Consider the following 19,865-nt stretch of genomic DNA (forward strand, 5'->3'; position numbering starts at 1 on the left):
TTTTGCTGCGCATCGTAATCCGAATGATTCTTCATTGCGCTGCCGCTCTCTTATTTTTTTACAGTTTGATCCCGTCAAGCTCTTCCGCTTTACTTCTTACATTCTTCTGTGACATGCCGAAGAAACATGTCCTCAGCATTTGTCGGTGTAACATGTTCGAGAAAATGCTCTCCCACTTTCACCGAAACACCGTCAGTGCATCTCCCAAGGCAGAAGGCGGCTTTCAGCACCACCCATTCTTCCAAGCTCTGGGCTTCTATCATGGCTTCGAATCTTTTTATGATTTCATAGGAGCCTTTTAAATGGCACGAGCTGCCAACACATACCGAAACTTCAAGCACCCTAATTTCCTCCTATCAGTCCTGTATTTCATACTCCCTAACCCCCCCATTCCGAAAAAAAAGTTCACGAAAAGTACCGTATCAAACGGTGCACCCCTTCGTGAACTGTTTTCTAAGTTTAAATAAACTTGAACTATCCTTTATTAAACCACTATTGCACTGCTCAGTCAAGCAGTTCACGTTTTTTCCATTTATTGCAGCCTTTATGCTATACTGATTCATTCCAGGCGCATATTTGTCCGGTAATTTCTTTGCTTAAAGTACCTGAAAGAATGCTTAGTACTCCACATGGAGCAATTCATGGACGCGTCCCTTCAAGATTCCTCCGTAAAGCTCATTCATCAGCGGATTTTCCTCCGAACGTTTTATTGCAGAGAGCTTGTCGGCAGAGTATAGCCCCTTGCCTCTTGCTGCAACTTCAGAGGATGATCCATAGGGCTGGCCTGCACCGTTGATGCATCCGCCAGGACAAGCCATTACTTCAATGAAGTCAAAATGCTCTTCCCCTGATTTCATTTGTTTTACAAGCTCAGATGCGTTTTTCAGTCCGCTTACGATTGCGATCTTCAGTTCCTTTTCTCCAACCTGAATCGTCGCCTTTTTCACGCCTTCCAGTCCTCTTACATCCTTATAGGTAATAGCAAACAATCCTGCCATCGACTTCTCTGCATATAAACGTCTCAATACCGCTTCCGTCACACCGCCTGTAACACCAAATATGACTCCTGCACCAGTGTTAATCCCAAGAGGCAGATCCATTGCCTCCGGTTCCAGCTCGGAAAAAACAATTCCCGATTCCTTGATCATCTGAATCAGTTCCTGCGTGGTGATCACATAGTCCACGTTGGGACTTCCATCCTTGGTAAACTCGCTTCGTGACGCTTCGAATTTCTTTGCCGTACAAGGCATTACCGCCACATGGACGCGCTTCTTATTGGGCAGGTCCTTTTGCTCCTTGATGACAGAGGCAAGCATCTGCATAGGCGATCTGCAGGTTGAGATATGAGGAAGCAGATCTGGGTGGCTTTTTTCGCAGTAATTTACCCAAGCAGGACAGCAGGAGGTAAACATGGGCATGGTGCCGTTTTCAGCGGAAAGGCGCTCCAACAATTCTTCTGATTCTTCAAGAACCGTCAAATCCGCTCCGGTGGAGGTATCATATATTCTGTCGAAATTCATTCTTCTCAGTGCTGCTGCGATTCTTCCGATGGCGTTCTCGCCGTCAGGCAGACCAAACTCTTTTCCAATAGCGACTCTTACAGCAGGAGCAACCTGGACGGTCACTGAGGTATTTCTGTCGTCCAGTGCTTTCCAAACCTCATCCGCATCGTTTTTAACCACGATAGCGCCGGTAGGACAAACTGCTGCGCACTGCCCGCAGCCTACACAAGGAGAATTGGCAATGGGTCTGTCAAATGCGGTGCTCACCTTCATCTTTGCTCCCCTGTGGGCAAAATCGATGGCCCCAACACCCTGAATTTCATTGCAGACACGAACACAGTCACCGCAGAGAATGCATCGGTTCTGGTCTCTGGTGATACAGGGGGAGGAATTGTCGATTTCCGGTTCTGTTACTCCATTGGGGAACCTGACGTCGCTCATGTTGAATTTCATCGCCAGATCCTGCAATTTACACTTGCCGTTGTTTCCGCAGGTGGTGCAGTCACGGCAGTGGTTAGCAAGCAGAAGCTCCAAAATCATTTTCCGGTATCTTCTCAGCCGTTCCACATTGGTTCGGATTTCCATTCCGGCTCTTGGAGGAGTGGAGCAGGCCGCTTCCAGTTCACCGCGCTTGTTTTCCACCATGCACATACGACATGCTCCGTAAATCGAGAGCTCAGAGTGATAACAAAAGGTCGGAAGCTTAATTCCCACTTTCCGAATCAGTTCCAGGAGATTCTTCTCTCCGTTTATTTCAACGGGAATCCCGTCAATGATCATATATTCCTTTTTATCCATATCAGACTACCTCCTCAATTGCTCCGAAGGGACATTGATCCAAACAAGCTCCGCATTTAATGCATTTGGACACATCCAGTACAAAGGGCTTCTTAACCATGCCCCGAATAGCTCCTACCGGGCAGACCTTTGCACACTTGGAGCATCCCTTGCAAAGATCCGGAAGAATCTTGATGATCTTCAGCTTCTGACAGTTGCCAGCCGGGCAGCGCTTTTCGTAAATATGTGCTTCGTATTCCTCACGGAAATTCTTAATCGTGCTGATGACGGGCAGCGCAGCAGTCTTACCCAGACCGCAGAGCGCCGTCTGGCTTATGGTGTCTGCCAGCTCAAGAAGAAGCTCAATATCCCCTTCTTCTCCCTTTCCCTCTACGATATTCTCAAGGATTGCCAGCATACGCTTGGTTCCTTCACGGCAGGGGACACACTTTCCGCAGGATTCGTTCTGTGTAAAGTTCATAAAGTAACGAGCAATCTCCACCATACAGGTGCTGCTGTCCAAAACAACCAGACCTCCTGAACCGATCATCGCACCCGCTTTTTTTAAGGAATCAAAATCCAAAGGCAGATCAAGGTGGTCAGTGGTCAGACAACCTCCCGAAGGACCTCCGATCTGAACAGCTTTGAATTGATCGCCGCCCCGCATGCCGCCGCCTACATCAAAGATGACTTCTTTGAGAGTGGTTCCCATGGGTACTTCGATGAGTCCTGTATTTTCTATATTTCCTGTCATTGCGAAAGCTTTCGTTCCGGGGCTGTTCTCTGGTCCGATCCCGCGGTACCACTCTGCTCCCTGGCTGATGATCAGCGGTACGTTGGCAAAGGTTTCTACGTTATTCAGTACCGTTGGCTTATCAAAGAGTCCCTGTTCTACCGTTCTGGGCGGTTTTACTCTTGGCATTCCGCGTTTTCCTTCGATGGATGCGGTCAGGGCGCTTCCTTCGCCGCAGACAAATGCACCTGCGCCGCGGCAGATATGCAGAATAAAGGAGAACTCTGTTCCCAGAATCCTGTCACCCAGCAAGCCGTATTCGGTAGCCTGCCGAATAGCAGTTTCCAGTCTGCTTACCGCCAGAGGATACTCGGCTCTGACATAGATATATCCTTCCGAGGCTCCGCAGGCCAAAGCTGCAATCATCATACCTTCGATCATGCGATGGGGGTCTCCCTCCATGATGCTTCTGTCCATGAACGCACCCGGATCTCCTTCGTCACCGTTACAGACGATATATTTCTGCTCGGTCTTCTGAGATCTGACTTGCGTCCACTTTCTTCCCGCCGGGAAGCCTCCGCCGCCTCTTCCTCTCAGGTTGGAGTCAGTGATTTCCTGAATGATCTCCTCCCCGCTCATGTCAAAAAGTGCTTTTTCAAACGCCTCATATCCGCCAATGGCAAAATACTCTTTGATGGATGTGGCGTCGATATGACCACAATGCTCTAGTACCAGCCTTGTCTGCTTTTCGTAAAACGGAATTTCTTCCTGACGGGCGTAGATCTTACCGTCCTTTTGATAGGCAAGGCGCTCGCAGCATTCTCCTCCCACTATGGTCTTTTCGATAATCTCTTCGCAATCATCAAGGCTCACCTTGGTGTATAGGTAACCCTGCGGCTCGATCAAAAGCAGCGGACCCATTTCACAGAAGCCATGACATCCGCTCTTCTTTACACCCACTGGATCGGCGCTTCCGTCACCATTGCAGCCGTCCTCCTGCAGTTCCACGCTGCAGGGAATGTTCCTCTCTTCCAAAAGCGCAATCAGTCGATCAAATATTTCCAAAGATCCGCTGGATACGCAGCCGGTACCGGCGCAAACCAGGATTCTTTTCTTTTCCACCGTCAGCAGTTTTTCATATGTATCTCGGCATGCTTTTAATTCTTCTCTGTTATTAAGCATCTTTCTTCTCCTCTCGCAACTCTCGAAGCAGAAGCTCTGCCTTATCCGGCGTCATTGCGGGATATACTTTGTCATTCACAGTAATGACCGGTGCAAGACCGCAGGCTCCTAAACAAGATACGGTTTCTACCGTAAACATCAGATCATCTGTGGTAGATTTCTTTTCTGTCAGCTTCAGCTCTTTTCTCAGTTTTTCGAGGATCGGAATGGATTTTCTGACGTGACATGCAGTACCGTCACAGATCTTGATGACGTATTTTCCTTTCGGTTCAAGTGAGAAATTCTCATAAAAAGTGGCAACGCTGTAGATGCTGGCTTCACTGACCCCAAGCTTCTCCGAAAGATACGGAAAAATTTCCTCGGGGAGATACCTGCAGCGCTCCTGTACGCCCTGCAATATGGCAATGATGGCGCTCGGCTTACATCCAAGCGAATCAATAATTTCATTCACAATGGACAAATCAAATGTAGTGCTCAAATGGGACCTCCTCTGTAACATTCGGAAAGCGTTGATCCAAGGAGACACTTTGGATCGCTCAGGTTTACTCAATGCTTTGCGAATCCGGTGTGGTCTCCGGAAGAATCAACGTTTCCCTTATTAAAACAAATTTCCTGCTTACCTATTCCCTCAGACAATATGCCTGCGCTCCGGTCTGCGTTCACCCTCTTCTTCGTAGATCAGTGTACTGATCATGCGGGCAGCGTTTTCAATAATTTTGGGGAGAGGGATGCTCTTATCCACTCCCACGATTTCAATATTCCCGCTGCTTAAGGGAATCAATATTTTTTTGGCGTAACTGTCGGAGATCGCCTTGGCCATCGCCGGTGTCACTTCACCATGCATCGCATTTGCGGTGATAATGCCTACGGAACCCAGAATATAATCAACTCTCTGAGAGGAATAAACAATTGCATTTTCTCCGGTGGCCCCTTCCTTCGCCCCTGATTTCATCATGGCGGCAGTAGCCAGTGAGGTTGTTCCAAGGGCAAGAATCTCGACATTCCAGTGAAGCTCCCGTCTGAGTGCTTCAATAATCTGTCTGCCGATTCCTCCTCCTTGCCCGTCTATAACTGCTATTTTAATCATCTTGAATCACCTGTTCTTTTTTGTATACAATATACATGAAATAACGCAAAAAAAAATATAAATGTTTGTGTCGGCTGTTGATTACTAAGCCGACACTCTTATTCTGAGTCCCTCACGCATCGAATTCAGGTAATCCTGATACGTGATCCCCTTACATGGATTCTCAATATCGATGTCTTCCACATCTGAAGTAAAAATATAGTCGGCAAATTCACAATAGGCTCTCGTCTCTGCGGATTCCGGCTTTACTCCCATCTCTGAGTAGTAATCGCAATATTTGCAATACATCATGACCATCACTCCTTAATCAATGTATTAACCGCATTACATTGGCTATATTAATTGTTTATCATCGTCATTGTACTTCGCAAATTTCTTTGCTTCAATGGCTGCAAGTTAAGAGTTTTTTGAAAGCTTTTTTGTTTTTTATAAGTAGATACGGTTTTATTTGATATGATAAAATCTAATGCTTTTAGAAGATCGATACGAAAGGATTTCGCGATTGGAAATACGACATGTTATAATAAGACAAAATGAAAACCAAAGGTTTTACGGAGGGAAGGATATGACGAAGAACAGAACACCTAGAAGAGTCATTTTAGATTTGGCAGTTACTTTAGATGGCTTTATTGAAGGAAAAAACGGCGAGGTTGATTGGTGCATTATGGAGCCAGATATGAGCTTTCCTGATTTTTTAAATCAAATTGACACGATCCTATATGGCAGAAAAAGTTATGATCTATGGGGACAATATATCCCAAAGGATGAGGATCCTGCCGCTGAAAAGGAAATTTGGAATCTGGTTCACAGTAAAAAGAAATATGTATTCTCCCGAACATCAAAAGAGTCCGATCAGAAAGCAACGTATATCAAAGATAATATTCAAGAAGCAGTAGATCAAATCAAGAGCGAACCTGGCACAGATATATGGCTGTATGGCGGCGCAAGCCTCATTACAACATTCATCAATCTTAGACTTGTGGATGAGTTCAGACTATCGATTCACCCTGTTGTTCTGGGAGAAGGCACTCCGTTATTTACGGATTTAAAACAGCGGCTCAATTTAAAGCTGGTTGATACAAAAGTCTTCTCCTCTGGGGTGGTACAAGTAATCTATCATTGGAACGAACATTCATAGGATATTAAATAAGCTTATTTCTCAAGCTACTGCCCATAAATTTAAATAAATTAAGAGTAAGGGGTGTCTCTGGAGGGACATCCCCTTCTCTTATTGCTAGTTACAAAATCACTGTTCTGACGAAATACCCGAAGGACGAATGAAAAGGATTACGATCAGATCAGCTTTAGAATTGCGCCGGTGGGACACTTGGCGGTGCAGGTTGCCTCGCTGCATATGGTCTCGCAGATATGCGGATCAACCACAGCCAGATTGTCTTCCATTTTTGCTGCCCCGTGAGGACAATTTTTCACGCACAGGCCGCAGGCGATACAAGCGGACGCGCAGAGTTTTCTTGCAGCTGCACCTTTATCTTTGGAGCTGCAGTCCACAGTGACTTTTGCACCCAGAGGCTGCATGGCGATGACTTTTTTCGGGCAGGCGGTCTCGCACGCCCCGCAGCCGGTACACAGTTTTTGATTGACAACGGGCAGTCCGTTCGCTCCCATTTCAAGCGCATCGAAAGGACATGCCTTGACGCAGGTGCCAAATCCAAGACACCCATATTTGCATCCCTTGTGTCCCCCCTGGGTATAGTTCGCCGCAACACAATCCTGGATTCCGCTGTAACGAAAGGCATTGACCGCCTTGTCAGCACTTCCGCCGCACTTGATCCGGGCAACTCTTGGTTCTACCTCAGCAGCTGCCTTTCCTGTAAGCTCTGCCACCATCTTGGCAACAACAGCTTTACCAGGAATACAGAGGCTGGGTGAAACGTCGGGGTCTGTAACTACGGCCTCTGCATAAGCAATACAGCCCGCATAGCCGCAGGCACCACACTGTCCTTTGGGAAGCGCTTCCTCCACCAGATGGATCAGCGGATTTGATTCAATGGCAAATTTTTTATTGGCAACAGCCAGGATTAGCCCGAAGATCAGGCCGACCACAACCATTATGATTAATATCATGAAAGCAGTATACATAGATTCTCACCCCTCCTATATCTTGATCATTCCCGAGAAACCGAGGAATGACAGTGCCAGCATGCCGGCAAGAATAAATGCGATACCCATTCCCTGCAAAGGTTTTGGTACGTCAGCATACTCCAGCTTTTCTCTCAGGCTGGCCATCAGCACGATGGCGATGGCAAAGCCCACACCGGAACCAAGGGCGTTCACAACACTTTTCATAAACGTGAAATCCGATTCCGCATTGATAAGCGGAACACCGAGAACCACGCAGTTTGTTGCGATAAGAAGCAGGTAGATCCCCCACATCCCGTAGAGTGCCGGGGCATACTTCTTAATAACCATCTCCAGAAGCTGAACGAAACTGGCAATCAGAAGTACAAAAACAACAGTCTTCAGGAAAACCAGATCCAGAGGCAGCAGCACAAAGGTATACACGACCCAGGCCAGCATGGAGCTCAGTGTGATTACCGAAGTAACCGCCATCCCCATACCAAGGGACGCATCCAGTCGTTTCGAAACTCCAAAGAAGATACACAGTCCCAAAAAACGGGTTAAAACGAAATTATTTACGATGGCAGCACTGATAAACAGCAAAAGATATTCCGTCATTGTGCGTCAACCTCCCTCAATTTTTTTGCTTTCTTTGCCTCATAGATTTTGAGGCCGCCGATCATGTAACCGATCAGGAGGAATGCTCCCGGAGGAAGAATCATGATCAGTGCAGGGTTGTACCAAGCACCAAGAATGGTATGTCCAAGGATGGTTCCGCTGCCCAAAAGCTCGCGGATTACACCGATGATTACCATGGCTAGAGTAAATCCGCTGCCCATGCCGAGTCCGTCAAAGAAGGAAGGAATGACCTTATTCTTTGATGCAAAAACCTCTGCTCTGGCAAGGATGATGGCAAATACTACCACGAGCGCCAAATAGATGCCCAGTTCTTTGTAAAGCAGCGGTGCAAAAGCCTCAAGCACCAGTTCTACAAAGGTAACGATGGTGGCGATGGACGTAATGTAAACCGGTACCCTGACCTTGGGGTTGACCAGATTTCTGATCAGGGACACAGAGACGTTGTTTGCAGTAATAACAAACATAACCGAAAGTCCCATGGTAAAAGCGTTGACCACGGAGGTGGTAACAGCCAAGGCAGGACATAGGCTCAAAGCCAGTACAAAGATTGGATTTTCGTCGATTAGTCCCTTTTTATAGATATTCCAAAGGTTTCTCATTCTACTTCCCTCCCGTAAATTCAATCACCTCATCCACAGCGGCCCGAACTCCTTCGGTTACTGCCCTGGAAGTGATGGTGGCTCCGGTAAGTGCCTGGACATTCTCTTTGTTGGAAGGATCTTTTACGACGATCAAATCATCTGAGGTTTTCCCCTTAATTCTGTCTCTGAAGAAGTCCTTTGCCGCACTGTCCCCGAGTCCCGGAGTTTCATTCATGGACAAAATATTGTAGTCAATTACCTTTCCATCCGTCGATACGGCTACCATGATCTTGATGGTTCCGCCATATCCCTTGCTTTCGCTGGGAACGATATAGGCGATGATGCTGCCGGCCTTTTCGGCGGCAAACCAGCCTTCCTGTCCCTCTACCGCATTGAAGCTATCTGCCTCAGCCACAAGGTCCTTCATTGCCTGTTCCTCCAGCATTTTGGCCTTCTCCACTGCAATGGGATGGGTAATAAAATATGTAGTTGCCAGAATAATTCCCGAAACCAAACAGGCTATGGTCAGATTCATGGCAATCTGCAGGATTGAATATTCTTTTTCCACATGGGCTGCATGTGTATCATGTGTTTCTGACATTTCTCTACCTCCCTGTTCCGTAAATTCTAGGCTTGATCACAAGATCAATCAGAGGCGTCACACAGTTCATCAACAGGATGGAGTAACAAACTCCTTCAGGATATCCGCCTTTGAGACGAATCAGTGATGTGATCATGCCCGCTCCGATGGCAAAGATGATCTGTCCCCTTTTGGTGATGGGGGCAGTAACCATATCAGTGGCCATAAAGAATGCTCCGATGATCAGACCGCCTGCCATCATGTGAAATACCGGATCGCCTGTGAAAAAGCCTTCCGGCCCGAATATCCAAGTCAGTATGCCTACTGTTGCAATCATAACCACTGGAATCTGCCAGTTGATAATCTTTTTCCAAACCAGAAACAATCCGCCAAGAATCAGCAGAACGGTGCAGGTCTCGCCAATGCTTCCATTTCTCATTCCAAGAAACAGTGCTTTGTAAAGCTCTGTCTGGCCCCCAAATGTCTCAAGAAGCTCCGAATAGCCCTGAAGCTTTAAGATACCAAGCGGTGTTGCGCTGGTCACTGCGTCAACAGGTGTTTTTATGACAGACCAGGTTGTCATGGCAATGGGCCAGGAAACCATCAAAGCCGCTCTTCCGATGTGCGCCGGGTTGAAAATATTCTGACCCAGCCCCCCCATAGAATGCTTTGCAATGACGATTGCAATGACAGAACCGATGGCTGTCATATAGGGCGGCATTTCCGGTGAGATGCACATAGCCAGCAGCAAGCCTGTTAAGAAAGCGCTGCCGTCGAAGGCAGTAATTCTCACCTTTCTGATCTTCTGGACCGCATACTCCGCTGCAACTGCAGCGATGATGGAAACGACGATATTGATCAGTGCGGGTACTCCGAAATAGATCACGCCGAAAATTGCCGCAGGAGCCAGTGCCAGATTGACCTTCCACATGATCTTGCTGACGGTGTCTTCACTTTTTATGTAAGGCGCTGTTGAAACCGATAATAACGTTTCCGCAGCGTTGATTTGTGCGCTCATGCTGTTTTCCTCCTTATTTATGATGTGGGGAATGCTCCCAATTCAGATTTTTCAGGTACCGTATGTACTGAACGATGTTCCTCTTGGCCGGACAGACATAGGAGCAGCTTCCGCACTCAATACAGTTTAAAATTCCAAATTTCTCTTTTGCTTCTTCGTATCTGCCCTTTTCTCCAAGGATGCTCAGCATGCTGGGAATCAATCCGATAGGACAAGCCTCCACACATCTTCCGCAGCGAATGCAAGCCTCTTCATCACCGTCGCAAAGGGCCTCTTTCGTCATTGCCAGAATTCCGGCAACCCCTTTTACCACAGGCACTTCCATGGAGCCTTGTGCATAACCCATCATGGGGCCTCCGTTTATGATCTTATCCGGCGTCTTTGTAAGACCCCCGCAAAATTCGATGACGTCCTTGAAGCTTGTGCCGATGCGAACCATGACATTCATCGGCTCGGCAACTGCGTCTCCCGCTACAGTGACAACTCTCTCAATGAGCGGAATTCCGTTTATCACTGCATTTGCGACAGAATCAATTGTACAGACATTCATTCCCACCACGCCGATATCAGAATGCCTTTTTCCTGCCGGAATCTCCCGTTCCGCCAGGACTTTGATGAGCATTCTCTCCGCACCCTGAGGATATTTTGTTGGCACTGCCACAACCTGTACATCGGTTCCCTTCAGGGCCTCTGTCATAGCTTTCACCGCTTCCGGCTTATTGTCCTCGATTCCCACGATGCCTCTTTTTACATTGAGGGATTTCATGGCAATCTTCACACCGGCTGCAAGGCGTTCCGTATGGTCCATCATAATGCGGTAGTCTCCGTTAAGATACGGTTCGCATTCGGCGCCGTTGAGAATGAAGGTATCAATCTTCTTTTCCGGTCCATAGGAAATTTTGATGTGACTGGGGAAATTGGCACCTCCCAGACCCACAATTCCGGAATCTCTTACAATCTGATGGATTTCCTTGATATCAAGGTTTTCCCAGTCCCTATGCATCGGCAGACCTAGCGCCCACTCGTCCAAGCCGTCGCTTTCAATGACGATGGCCAAACTTTCGTTTTTATAGGAGCTTGGGTATACGCCAATGTCTACCACCTTTCCCGAGGTGGAAGCATGGACCGAGCTGGTAATAAAGGTATCGTTATATGCGATAAGCTGTCCCTTTTTTACGTCATCGCCTACCTTGACGACTGGGTTTCCCGGTGCACCGATATGCTGGCTCACAGGGATTATGACCTTTTTGGGAACAGGCATTTCAACGATTGCTTTGTCCCTGGTGTAACTCTTACTATCCTGAGGATGAACTCCTCCGCGGAAAGTCTTTAACACTTTCAATCACCTTCCTCTATCTACGTATTTTAGGAAACGCTGATTCATAGCGTGCATAAATCTGCACACACTCCATCAAATCAGCGCTTCCTTTGATTTGATGCTGACTCAGCCCGGCTGTTTCACAACAACCTGACCGGCTTGTTTTATAAAATTCTGATGATTACCGGCAAGGATTTTTCTTTTTTGCCTACATAATGATCAAATATCTTAATGAATGCTGCCGCCGCCGCAAAGGCTGCAATGCCTCCAAAAACTCTCCCCGGAGCTTCCGGATAGCCTGCTAGACCCACCAGAATCCCGCCAAGCACCGCACCCAGAAAAACAGCAATGAGCGGCAAAACGAATACCACAAAGGCTCCTTTCAAAGAGTTAGTCTCATTCATTTCAAAGATCACTCTTTGACCAGGAACTGCGCCAACTTCATTTTTCGCGGTTACAATTGCGGAATCGTTGCCTGGGCAAGCGCCGCAGCTTTTACACTCACCGTGTTTTGCCGCTTTGATTTTAGCAATATTTGCCTTCGCTTCAATGACCATGCCTTCTTCTCTTTCCATTACAACTCACTCCTTTTTTAAGACTTCCTGCCGGCGCACAGCCCGCGGCAGAATTTTAACTGGTGAACAAAAAATAAAACCACGGAAGCTACACACAGTTCGACTGCGCAATAAACCTTCGTGGTTCTATATCATTATTTATATGTTGAGGGTACAGAGGGTGCTACCGACCCCCCATTTTTTTCTTCATAATAAAGGGCTTTGATCGATTTCACAGCTTTTTCTATGAGTTGGCTTGTATTGAGACTTTCATCGACTCCGCTGATCTTGATACCGGATTTTTCATGGGGAATCAGGAACTTCCTTGCGGGACTGGAAACCACAGCAAGTGCCATAGCCTCGGTCACTTCACCCTTCATACTGTTTGCAGCTATGATCCCGACCGATCCCAGAATCAGATCAACCTTTGGAGCAGCGCTCTGAACGGCGTTTTCTCCTGTAGCGCCCACATTGGCTCCCCCCTGTACCATAAAAGACGTTGCCAGCGAATTGGTTCCCAGTGCGATAATCTGGATATCCCAGTAAATCCGCTGTCTGATTTCCTCTATGATCTGTCTGCCGATACCGCCTTCCTGTCCATCGATAACAGCTATCTTCAGCAATTCTCTCACCCGATTTCATCTAAGCGTTTGATGCTTTTCCAAAATAAAAAGCCACGCCGGTTGTCATTTTCCTGATAACAAAACCTTCGTGGCTAAAATATTACTCTCCAAATATTTCAATCGATCTTCGTGATCTTCAAACAGATTTTACTCGCTTCGCAAAGCGAAGTCAATGGCTTTTCATATTTTTTCAAAAAATAATTCATATACCAGATTGTTGCTCTTAAACCATAAGTGCTGCGCCGGAATCCCTCAATTATCTTCCAAAACAAAAAGCCGCTTCTATGGTACTGCGGCATTTTGTTTGTATGATTTTAGGCATCGGTTTATCGCGGATTCTTTAGAAATGCAAATTCATTTCAAATGATAATTTCCAAAGATCTGACGAACCGATACTGAGGAGCTTGCAATAAAAAAAAACCAAGGGTGTTGTTAAACAGGAACGCTTCTCGCATTCGCTACACCTTCTTGGCAATTATGTAAAACGGCTGATATTCAGCCCGTGTTATTCAGCTAATCTTGTCATGGGCTTCTGCCCCGGTTTCACTCTCTGCGAAACACTAGAATAGATTAACGCTGATTGATCTAAATGTCAACCTATTTTTGATTTTCTAATGAAATTTTATAGTATGCAATTGAATTGTTAATTGAAGTAACTTCTACCTGTTTCGTAAAAACAATATCATTCGTTCTTTACCGATGATTGATCATGCTTGCCAGGTAACCTGCCCCAAATCCGTTATCAATATTGACGACACTGATCCCGCTTGCACAGGAATTCAACATGGACAGAAGCGCTGCCAGGCCGTGAAATGAGGCTCCGTATCCAATGCTTGTAGGCACTGCAATCACCGGACAGTCGGCAATGCCACCGATCACACTGGCCAGTGCACCTTCCATTCCTGCGATGGCGATGATAACATTCGCGCTCATGATCTCATCCATATGAGAAAACAACCTGTGGATTCCCGCCACGCCCACATCATACAATTTTGTCACTTGGTTCCCAAGGGCTTCAGCGGTGACTGCGGCTTCCTCTGCGACTGGAATATCGCTGGTCCCCCCTGTAGCTATCACGATCTTCCCTTTTCCGTTTGCTTTTGGAAAAATCCCAATCACGCCAATACGACCTGATTCGTTATAATACATGGTATGATACTGTCCAATATACTCTGCAGATTCAGATGACAAACGGGTGATTATGATCGTCTTTTGGCCGTGCTTCACCATTGCTGATGCAATTTCTACGATCTGCCGAGCTGTTTTCCCCTCACCGTAAATTACCTCGGAGGTACCTTGTCTAAGTTCTCGATGATGATCTATTTTTACAAATCCCATATCTTCAAAGGGCGACTGTTTTAGTTTGAGGAATGCGTCTTCAATAGACAGGCAACCGTTCTTCACTTCTTCTAAAATATGCATTACATGTTTGTTGCTCATTTTCTGCCCTTTCTGCTCTGTTCTCTCAATTCTGCACTTTTCTCTCAATCACACTTTATCCGCAAGAATTTTGATATCCTCTGCCAGTTTTGAAAGAGATACGATTGCATTGGTAATATCCTGTGTGGCTGATTGCTGAACCATGCTGATCTCGTCAACCTTTCGGATTTCTCCATCATGCCCCACCATCCCCATTTGAATCCCTTCCAGAATCTCCTGCGCCTCTTTTACTGCCGAAAAGCTGTTTACAGACAGCTTCCTCATCTCGTCTGCTACCACAGAGAAACCTCGGCCGTATTGACCTGCCCTTGCTGCCTCCAACAGCGCATTGAAACCAAGAAGATTGGACTGTGTGGCAATTTCCTTTATGAACACCAAAACCTGATCCGATTTTTTCAGACTTCCCACCATTCCATCTCCGGATTGCCTGAGTGCATCCATTTTATGCTGAAGCAGCTTCGCATTCTCCGCAAGATGGAGACTGGAAGCTGTCAGCTGCTGAGAAGAAGCTGCGATGGTACTCGCTGCATCCTGCAAAATCTCCTGATTCTCAAGACTGTACCCAAAGCCAAAGGCTCCAATTACTTCACCGTCCAGTCCATACAAGGGTGTCTGAATACTCTTAAAGGTGACTCCCCATACATCCTTGGGTATGATAGCTGAAAATGTCTGTCTGTAATGCATCGTTTCCCACATGCCGTCACCTTTTATAATTGCTTTCCCAACGGGGGATTCATGCCTCAGTTTCTCACCGGGCAGATAGAAGATAAACCGTTCTCGATCTGCCATACCCATCATGCAGTCAAAGGGGAAGACCTTTTGCATGACAGGTGCTGCATTCTTTATTGATTCGAATAAATCCGTCATGTTACTATCCATCTTTCTTATTTATAAATGGTGATTTCATCTGCTTCATTTGATCCATTGGAGCACTTTCCTTCTGCCCCATCCAACCAATACATCCATGGTGTGCTTTTCTCTGCCTTATTCAACCTGTGCATCCATAGACTTTAATTGATGGGTTGTCCCAAGAATTGCTCTTACTGCACCGAACCTGCCTGTTTCGCGCTTACCCAGGCCGTATCCGATTTTATCAATACTCATTTCAGGTATTTTGATGTAATCCTTTGCGAGACATTTCACGATGCCCATTCCCGTAGGAGTAATCATCTCTGTATTCACATCTTCCTGGACCATCGGAATACCCGAACCTTCCAGCATTGCCATGACTGCCGGAACCGGAACTGGAAGCAAGCCGTGACGGCATTGTATGAATCCGTTTCCGTCATGAAGGGTCGAAGCATAAATTATGTCAACATCAAGGGCTGCCACACATATGGCTACACCGACAATATCGACAATCGAATCGATAGCTCCCACCTCATGAAAATGTACCTGATCAATGGATTTGCCATGAACCTTTGCCTCGGCTCTTGCAATCTCCTCAAAGATTTTCTTGCTGATTTCCTTCGCACCATTGGAAATTGTGCTATTATCAATGATTTCCTGAATCATTGATAAATTTCGTTCGTTCGAGTGACTGTGGTTGTGATGGTGATCATTGCCTTCGTGGCTGTGTCCATGGTCGTGATGGTGATCATTGCCTTCGTGGCTGTGTCCATGGTCGTGATGGTGATCATGACCTTTGTGGCTGTGGTCATGGTCGTAACCATGATGGTGATCCTGCTGCTCATGGCTGTAATCATGTTCGCTACTGTGTTCATGTGCCTCAGGTGCGTTTTCATGGTTCATATGGGATTGCTCGGTCAGTATCACGTCGACATCCATCATCTGGATGCTGTGCCTGTCCTTTTTTTGTATCTTGACTTCGTAACCGTCGACCCCCAGCTTGCTTAGTTCTTGTAAAAAGAAATCTTTATCAACCCCCAGATCCAGCAGTGCCCCAAGGGTCATGTCGCCGCTGATTCCGGAAGTACAGTCCAAATATAATATTTTCATTGTGCTCCCTTTTATTTGCAAGTAATATTACGCTTTGCGCCGCTGATCAACCAGCTTCAAGTTCAGGCTGGTGTTCAGCTCTGCTGTAAAACCGGGCTGATGATTGGCACCGCTTCAAATCTGCTCGGCTTGTTAGTTCTGCTTTAGATTCGGGCTGATGATCAGCTCCGCTTCTGTAGCGGCCTGAACCTCTTCGATGGTATAGCCTTCGTTAATTTCTGTAAGGATGATACCCTCCGGAGTAAGCTCCATGACCCCCATCTCCGTGATGATCATGTCCACTACACCCACAGCCGTATACGGCAATCTGCATTCCTTCAGGATCTTGTGTGCTCCCTTCTGGGTGTGCTGCATGGCGATGATGACCTTCTTTGCGCCTACCACCAGATCCATCGCACCGCCCATGCCTGGCACCATCTTTCCCGGTACGATCCAGTTGGCCAAGTTTCCGTGCTGGTCTACCTCAAGGGCGCCCAGAATGGTTGCATCTACATGACCGCCTCGGATGATTCCAAAGGAGGTTGCGCTGTCAAAGAACATGGCTCCCGGATTTACGGTCACATACTGGGCTCCTGCGTTGACGATGTCCACGTCTTCTTTGCCCTTCTCTGCCGCTGCTCCCATCCCCATCATTCCGTTTTCTGACTGGAGAATGATATTCACTCCCTCAGGAAGAAAGTTTGCTACCATGGTGGGAAGTCCGATTCCCAGGTTTACCACATCACCGTCTTTCAGTTCCTTTGCAACTCTTGCGGCAATGATTTCCTTTATATCTGCCATGGCATTTCCCCTCCTACGATGGCATCCACAAAGATGCCCGATGTCACTACATTGTTCGGATCTATGGCTCCGATTTCCACGATCTCGCATGCGCCTACTATCACATAGCTTGCCGCTGCGGCCATCATGGGATTAAAGGTTCTTGTGGTCCCGTTATAGGTTGTATTGCCAAATTCATCCGTTACAGAGCCTCTGATGAGAGCGAAATCTGCCTTTAGCGGCTTCTCCAGAAGATAGTCTCTGCCGTCAACATGGATGACCTCCTTGCCCTCTGCAACGATGGTTCCCACTCCCGTAGGCGTGAGAAAGCCGCCAAGGCCTGCACCGCCTGCTCTGATCTGCTCAGCCAAGGTTCCCTGAGGCACCAGGATGCATTCCAGCTTATCTTCCTCAATGTCGGTGTTCATTCTCCTCGCCACCTCGGGGTTAAGTCCCACATGGGATGCAATGAGGGTTTTGATCTGACCGCTCGAGACCAGCTTTCCAACGCCTCTTCCCGGCACCCCCGCATCATTGCAAATGACAGTGAGATGTTTCACACCCTTTTCTACAAGGGCGTCTATGAGAATTTCCGGTGTTCCGCAGGCCATAAACCCGCCGACCATGACGGACGCCCCATCCTTTATTTCAGCGACAGCTTCCACTGCTGTCATGATTTTATTCTTCACTTGCTTGCTCCTTTTTCATTGGAATTCACTCTGATAGGGTATCGGTTACGCAGTAGGTCTCAGACAGCCAGACTCTTTCATTGCCGTCTGATACATCTCATCCCAGCTCTCGAATGCGGTCTTTCCTTTTACGCAGCAGTCAAAAGCCATCCTGTCCCCGACAATAAAATCAGCACTCCAGTTCACAAAGACAGCTCCGGCAAACCGGAATTCCTCAAAGGACTCGTAATTTGTATACTTCTTCATAAATCCATCATGAAACAGTGCTTCCAACTCTTCGTTGCTTTCATAGATCGCCAGCATTTTCGTCCGTTCATGTTCGTTCCGATAAGATTCACCCATCATATTCTCCCTCCAAAGCAAAATATACGGTTTGGGTTTTAACAGATCCACCGTCAAGCCCAAACCGCAACGTTACCCTTCTTTTGGCACGTATCAGAGCCGTTCTAAAATCCGTGCAACTTTTATCAACTTTTCCGTTAAATTCTTTTTTTCAAATTCTATCTTTTCCTGTGTCCATGGGAGCAGCCCTTCTCCGGTTTTGAAACCAAGCTTTCCCTGATTCAACTTCTCGACCAGGATTGGAGACGGTTCTTTCGAGCAGCTCAAATCCCGAAACAAATAGCTGTGAATGGAATGGGTCAGATCCAGCCCTCCCATATCCATTACCGTAACAGGCGCCATGATGCCGAGTCTCATGCCAAAACCGTATTTAATGGCATCGTCCACTGCCTCGGGTTCTGCAATACCCTGCTCAATGATATACAGTGCTTCACGAAACAGTGCATGCTGCATGCGGTTTGCCAGAAATCCGGGTACATCCTTATTGACAACGACAGGTTTTTTACCGGCGTCTGTAAGCAATGTACAGGTTCTCTTCACTGTCTGTTCCGATACATATTTTGTTTTTACCACCTCTACAAGCGGAATCAGATACGCTGGATTCCAATAGTGGGTTCCAATAATCCGCTCTTTATTCTCAGCCTTCTCTGCGATTTCTGTAATACTGATAGCTGATGTGTTTGAGGCAAGGATCGTGTCTTTCGGACATAAACGATCAAGCTCTGCAAAGTAGTCCTGTTTTATTTTTAGATCTTCAATGATGCATTCAAAGATAATATCTGCAAACCCGGCAGCTTCTTCAAGAGATTCGGTAATGCTGATCCGTTTCATGATTTCAGGTATTTCTTCTGCTGTTATCACCTGGTTTTCTTTCAAAATCTCAAGAGAGCTTCTGATTCTTCCGAGTGGGTCGGATTTCTGATCTGCTTCGCAAGTATAAATCAACATAACTTGAAATCCTTTTATTGCGAAAAGCTGACCAATTCCTGCTCCCATGGTACCCGCGCCAAGTACCGCTATTCTTTTTATTTCATTTTTCATGCAATCATTCCTTAATCGGCTTGTTTAAAAAACGCCGTACTTGTAGATTCTGTCCGGTACATCCTGATTGATATCGTCTTCATCAACGAACGCCACCGCGCGGACAATTGTACCGTCACCCATATACCATCTTAAAGGAAATGCGCAGAACATAAATCTTTTGCCTGTAACCTTATCAAGATCACCGCCAAGGTTTTCGATCCCCATTACATTATTTCTCATAAGAATGTCATGGCAAGGCTCCCATTCAGGAAAATCCTCAATTGGCGGATGGCCGAACATTTCGGTATATTCATCAATTAGTCTTGGCACGAAAGGACCCGGACCGTGATCGATCATATAGGTATAACAGGGGTGATCAATGGCCTGCATGTCAAATCCGACACCCTTTACCTTCTTTTCTACAAACCACTTAGCGCCTTCAATGGAAAGTCCCGGGCTGTACATAAAGTAATCGTCGTTCTCTCCCCATCTTCTGTGAGTACCTGTATTCAGGAGAACCCAGTCTCCTTCTTTGATGGTCGGGGTGGCATTTTCCAGGTCTTCAACCGTGATCAGCTCCCATTTTTTCTTTGGAATGCTCACGCACACTGCTTCACCATAGTAATTTTCCAGTGGAAGCTCATGGGTATATGGGCTTTCCGGAATAACGTGCGCAGGTGAGTCTGCATGCGTTGAGTTATGCATATGAAAATCGTTGAAGGTCTGAAGTAATCTGTAGTGCATCGGCATATGATTTACTCTGTCGATGTGGAAGTCTCCGTTAGACGGCCAAAGCGGATTACCTCTTCCAAACGGATGTGATAAATCGACTAATTTTGTTTTTCCCATTGTAGTTCTCCTCTTTTTATTTTTGATCCGATGTGTGTCGGATTTGCTAATATATAACGCAAGGACCGTGCCAAAATTGTCTCTTCAGAACATTTTGCAATGAAGTTTTGTATCTCTTGAATTCAGCCGTT

General features: G+C 46.7%; 23 protein-coding genes. 1 reads left to right on the forward strand and 22 read right to left on the reverse strand.

Annotation, left to right across the window (positions count from 1 at the left end):
- Positions 1-89 precede the first annotated feature (89 nt).
- The 6 genes from FRZ06_12755 to FRZ06_12780 all read right to left on the reverse strand — a co-directional run bounded on the left by FRZ06_12755 (position 90) and on the right by FRZ06_12780 (position 5,572).
- Positions 90-341, reverse strand: a complete 252-nt coding sequence (locus FRZ06_12755; GenBank protein QOX64146.1) for a (2Fe-2S) ferredoxin domain-containing protein — start codon at positions 339-341, stop codon at positions 90-92.
- Positions 342-617: 276 nt separating this feature from the next.
- On the reverse strand, positions 618-2,300 hold the full coding sequence (locus tag FRZ06_12760) for a 4Fe-4S dicluster domain-containing protein (GenBank protein ID QOX64147.1): 1,683 nt from the start codon (positions 2,298-2,300) through the stop codon (positions 618-620).
- A gap of 1 nt (position 2,301) precedes the next feature.
- Positions 2,302-4,194, reverse strand: a complete 1,893-nt coding sequence (locus tag FRZ06_12765; GenBank protein QOX64148.1) for an NADH-quinone oxidoreductase subunit NuoF — start codon at positions 4,192-4,194, stop codon at positions 2,302-2,304.
- Positions 4,187-4,693: an NAD(P)H-dependent oxidoreductase subunit E gene (locus tag FRZ06_12770; GenBank protein ID QOX64149.1), complete on the reverse strand. Its 507-nt coding sequence runs from the start codon at positions 4,691-4,693 to the stop codon at positions 4,187-4,189. Before FRZ06_12770 ends, FRZ06_12765 begins: the two co-directional genes overlap by 8 nt.
- Positions 4,694-4,822: 129 nt before the next feature.
- Positions 4,823-5,278, reverse strand: coding sequence for a DUF3842 family protein (locus FRZ06_12775; GenBank protein QOX65927.1), 456 nt, complete (start codon positions 5,276-5,278; stop codon positions 4,823-4,825).
- Between the two features lie 87 nt (positions 5,279-5,365).
- Positions 5,366-5,572: a hypothetical protein gene (locus tag FRZ06_12780; protein ID QOX64150.1), complete on the reverse strand. Its 207-nt coding sequence runs from the start codon at positions 5,570-5,572 to the stop codon at positions 5,366-5,368.
- A 274-nt stretch (positions 5,573-5,846) separates the two neighbouring features.
- Here FRZ06_12780 and FRZ06_12785 point away from each other — a divergent pair, with 274 nt between their 5' ends.
- On the forward strand, positions 5,847-6,419 hold the full coding sequence (locus FRZ06_12785) for a dihydrofolate reductase (GenBank protein ID QOX64151.1): 573 nt from the start codon (positions 5,847-5,849) through the stop codon (positions 6,417-6,419).
- Positions 6,420-6,574: 155 nt separating this feature from the next.
- On the opposite strand, the gene FRZ06_12790 is transcribed toward FRZ06_12785, so the two are convergent.
- The 16 genes from FRZ06_12790 to FRZ06_12865 all read right to left on the reverse strand — a co-directional run bounded on the left by FRZ06_12790 (position 6,575) and on the right by FRZ06_12865 (position 19,734).
- Positions 6,575-7,381, reverse strand: a complete 807-nt coding sequence (locus FRZ06_12790) for a Fe-S cluster domain-containing protein (protein QOX64152.1) — start codon at positions 7,379-7,381, stop codon at positions 6,575-6,577.
- 15 nt (positions 7,382-7,396) lie between these two features.
- The gene (locus tag FRZ06_12795) at positions 7,397-7,978 is read right to left on the reverse strand and encodes an RnfABCDGE type electron transport complex subunit A (GenBank protein QOX64153.1); all 582 of its coding nucleotides are present in this window, start codon (positions 7,976-7,978) and stop codon (positions 7,397-7,399) included.
- Positions 7,975-8,598 (reverse strand): electron transport complex subunit E, encoded by a 624-nt coding sequence (locus FRZ06_12800; protein QOX64154.1) that lies wholly within the window; start codon positions 8,596-8,598, stop codon positions 7,975-7,977. The genes FRZ06_12795 and FRZ06_12800 overlap by 4 nt, the downstream gene beginning before the upstream one ends.
- 1 nt (position 8,599) lies before the next feature.
- Entirely contained in the window at positions 8,600-9,181 is a 582-nt protein-coding gene (locus tag FRZ06_12805; GenBank protein QOX64155.1) for an FMN-binding protein, read from the reverse strand.
- Between the two features lie 4 nt (positions 9,182-9,185).
- Complete coding sequence (locus FRZ06_12810) at positions 9,186-10,178, reverse strand: RnfABCDGE type electron transport complex subunit D (GenBank protein QOX64156.1); 993 nt, start codon at positions 10,176-10,178, stop codon at positions 9,186-9,188.
- A 13-nt stretch (positions 10,179-10,191) separates the two neighbouring features.
- On the reverse strand, positions 10,192-11,514 hold the full coding sequence (rsxC, locus tag FRZ06_12815; GenBank protein QOX64157.1) for an electron transport complex subunit RsxC: 1,323 nt from the start codon (positions 11,512-11,514) through the stop codon (positions 10,192-10,194).
- Between the two features lie 146 nt (positions 11,515-11,660).
- On the reverse strand, positions 11,661-12,071 hold the full coding sequence (locus FRZ06_12820; GenBank protein ID QOX64158.1) for a SoxR reducing system RseC family protein: 411 nt from the start codon (positions 12,069-12,071) through the stop codon (positions 11,661-11,663).
- Positions 12,072-12,205: 134 nt separating this feature from the next.
- On the reverse strand, positions 12,206-12,670 hold the full coding sequence (locus FRZ06_12825; GenBank protein QOX65928.1) for a DUF3842 family protein: 465 nt from the start codon (positions 12,668-12,670) through the stop codon (positions 12,206-12,208).
- Between the two features lie 696 nt (positions 12,671-13,366).
- Entirely contained in the window at positions 13,367-14,113 is a 747-nt protein-coding gene (gene larB, locus FRZ06_12830) for a nickel pincer cofactor biosynthesis protein LarB (protein QOX64159.1), read from the reverse strand.
- 48 nt (positions 14,114-14,161) lie between these two features.
- Positions 14,162-14,992: a hypothetical protein gene (locus tag FRZ06_12835; protein ID QOX64160.1), complete on the reverse strand. Its 831-nt coding sequence runs from the start codon at positions 14,990-14,992 to the stop codon at positions 14,162-14,164.
- A gap of 105 nt (positions 14,993-15,097) precedes the next feature.
- Entirely contained in the window at positions 15,098-16,072 is a 975-nt protein-coding gene (locus FRZ06_12840; GenBank protein QOX64161.1) for a LarC family nickel insertion protein, read from the reverse strand.
- 132 nt (positions 16,073-16,204) lie between these two features.
- Positions 16,205-16,852: a CoA transferase subunit B gene (locus FRZ06_12845; protein QOX64162.1), complete on the reverse strand. Its 648-nt coding sequence runs from the start codon at positions 16,850-16,852 to the stop codon at positions 16,205-16,207.
- Positions 16,840-17,505 (reverse strand): CoA transferase subunit A, encoded by a 666-nt coding sequence (locus FRZ06_12850; GenBank protein QOX65929.1) that lies wholly within the window; start codon positions 17,503-17,505, stop codon positions 16,840-16,842. Before FRZ06_12850 ends, FRZ06_12845 begins: the two co-directional genes overlap by 13 nt.
- A gap of 60 nt (positions 17,506-17,565) precedes the next feature.
- Positions 17,566-17,865, reverse strand: coding sequence for a hypothetical protein (locus FRZ06_12855; protein QOX64163.1), 300 nt, complete (start codon positions 17,863-17,865; stop codon positions 17,566-17,568).
- A 90-nt stretch (positions 17,866-17,955) separates the two neighbouring features.
- Positions 17,956-18,903 (reverse strand): 3-hydroxyacyl-CoA dehydrogenase family protein, encoded by a 948-nt coding sequence (locus tag FRZ06_12860; protein ID QOX64164.1) that lies wholly within the window; start codon positions 18,901-18,903, stop codon positions 17,956-17,958.
- A gap of 24 nt (positions 18,904-18,927) precedes the next feature.
- Positions 18,928-19,734, reverse strand: a complete 807-nt coding sequence (locus FRZ06_12865; protein ID QOX64165.1) for a cyclase family protein — start codon at positions 19,732-19,734, stop codon at positions 18,928-18,930.
- Positions 19,735-19,865: the final 131 nt, after the last annotated feature.

Source organism: Clostridiales bacterium (assembly GCA_015243575.1).
Classification (GTDB): Bacteria; Bacillota; Clostridia; order Peptostreptococcales; family Anaerovoracaceae; genus Anoxybacterium; species Anoxybacterium hadale.

Bases quoted from the DNA above. Each gene is read 5' to 3' on its own strand.
- FRZ06_12760 (QOX64147.1), bottom strand. From the start codon at position 2,300: ATGGATAAAAAGGAATATATGATCATTGACGGGATTCCCGTTGAAATA.
- FRZ06_12765 (QOX64148.1), bottom strand. From the start codon at position 4,194: ATGCTTAATAACAGAGAAGAATTAAAAGCATGCCGAGATACATATGAA.
- FRZ06_12770 (QOX64149.1), bottom strand. From the start codon at position 4,693: ATGTTACAGAGGAGGTCCCATTTGAGCACTACATTTGATTTGTCCATT.
- FRZ06_12780 (QOX64150.1), bottom strand. From the start codon at position 5,572: ATGATGTATTGCAAATATTGCGATTACTACTCAGAGATGGGAGTAAAG.
- FRZ06_12785 (QOX64151.1), top strand. From the start codon at position 5,847: ATGACGAAGAACAGAACACCTAGAAGAGTCATTTTAGATTTGGCAGTT.
- FRZ06_12790 (QOX64152.1), bottom strand. From the start codon at position 7,381: ATGTATACTGCTTTCATGATATTAATCATAATGGTTGTGGTCGGCCTG.
- FRZ06_12795 (QOX64153.1), bottom strand. From the start codon at position 7,978: ATGACGGAATATCTTTTGCTGTTTATCAGTGCTGCCATCGTAAATAAT.
- FRZ06_12800 (QOX64154.1), bottom strand. From the start codon at position 8,598: ATGAGAAACCTTTGGAATATCTATAAAAAGGGACTAATCGACGAAAAT.
- FRZ06_12805 (QOX64155.1), bottom strand. From the start codon at position 9,181: ATGTCAGAAACACATGATACACATGCAGCCCATGTGGAAAAAGAATAT.
- FRZ06_12810 (QOX64156.1), bottom strand. From the start codon at position 10,178: ATGAGCGCACAAATCAACGCTGCGGAAACGTTATTATCGGTTTCAACA.
- FRZ06_12820 (QOX64158.1), bottom strand. From the start codon at position 12,071: ATGGAAAGAGAAGAAGGCATGGTCATTGAAGCGAAGGCAAATATTGCT.
- larB (QOX64159.1), bottom strand. From the start codon at position 14,113: ATGAGCAACAAACATGTAATGCATATTTTAGAAGAAGTGAAGAACGGT.
- FRZ06_12835 (QOX64160.1), bottom strand. From the start codon at position 14,992: ATGGATAGTAACATGACGGATTTATTCGAATCAATAAAGAATGCAGCA.
- FRZ06_12840 (QOX64161.1), bottom strand. From the start codon at position 16,072: ATGAAAATATTATATTTGGACTGTACTTCCGGAATCAGCGGCGACATG.
- FRZ06_12845 (QOX64162.1), bottom strand. From the start codon at position 16,852: ATGGCAGATATAAAGGAAATCATTGCCGCAAGAGTTGCAAAGGAACTG.
- FRZ06_12850 (QOX65929.1), bottom strand. From the start codon at position 17,505: ATGACAGCAGTGGAAGCTGTCGCTGAAATAAAGGATGGGGCGTCCGTC.
- FRZ06_12855 (QOX64163.1), bottom strand. From the start codon at position 17,865: ATGATGGGTGAATCTTATCGGAACGAACATGAACGGACGAAAATGCTG.
- FRZ06_12860 (QOX64164.1), bottom strand. From the start codon at position 18,903: ATGAAAAATGAAATAAAAAGAATAGCGGTACTTGGCGCGGGTACCATG.
- FRZ06_12865 (QOX64165.1), bottom strand. From the start codon at position 19,734: ATGGGAAAAACAAAATTAGTCGATTTATCACATCCGTTTGGAAGAGGT.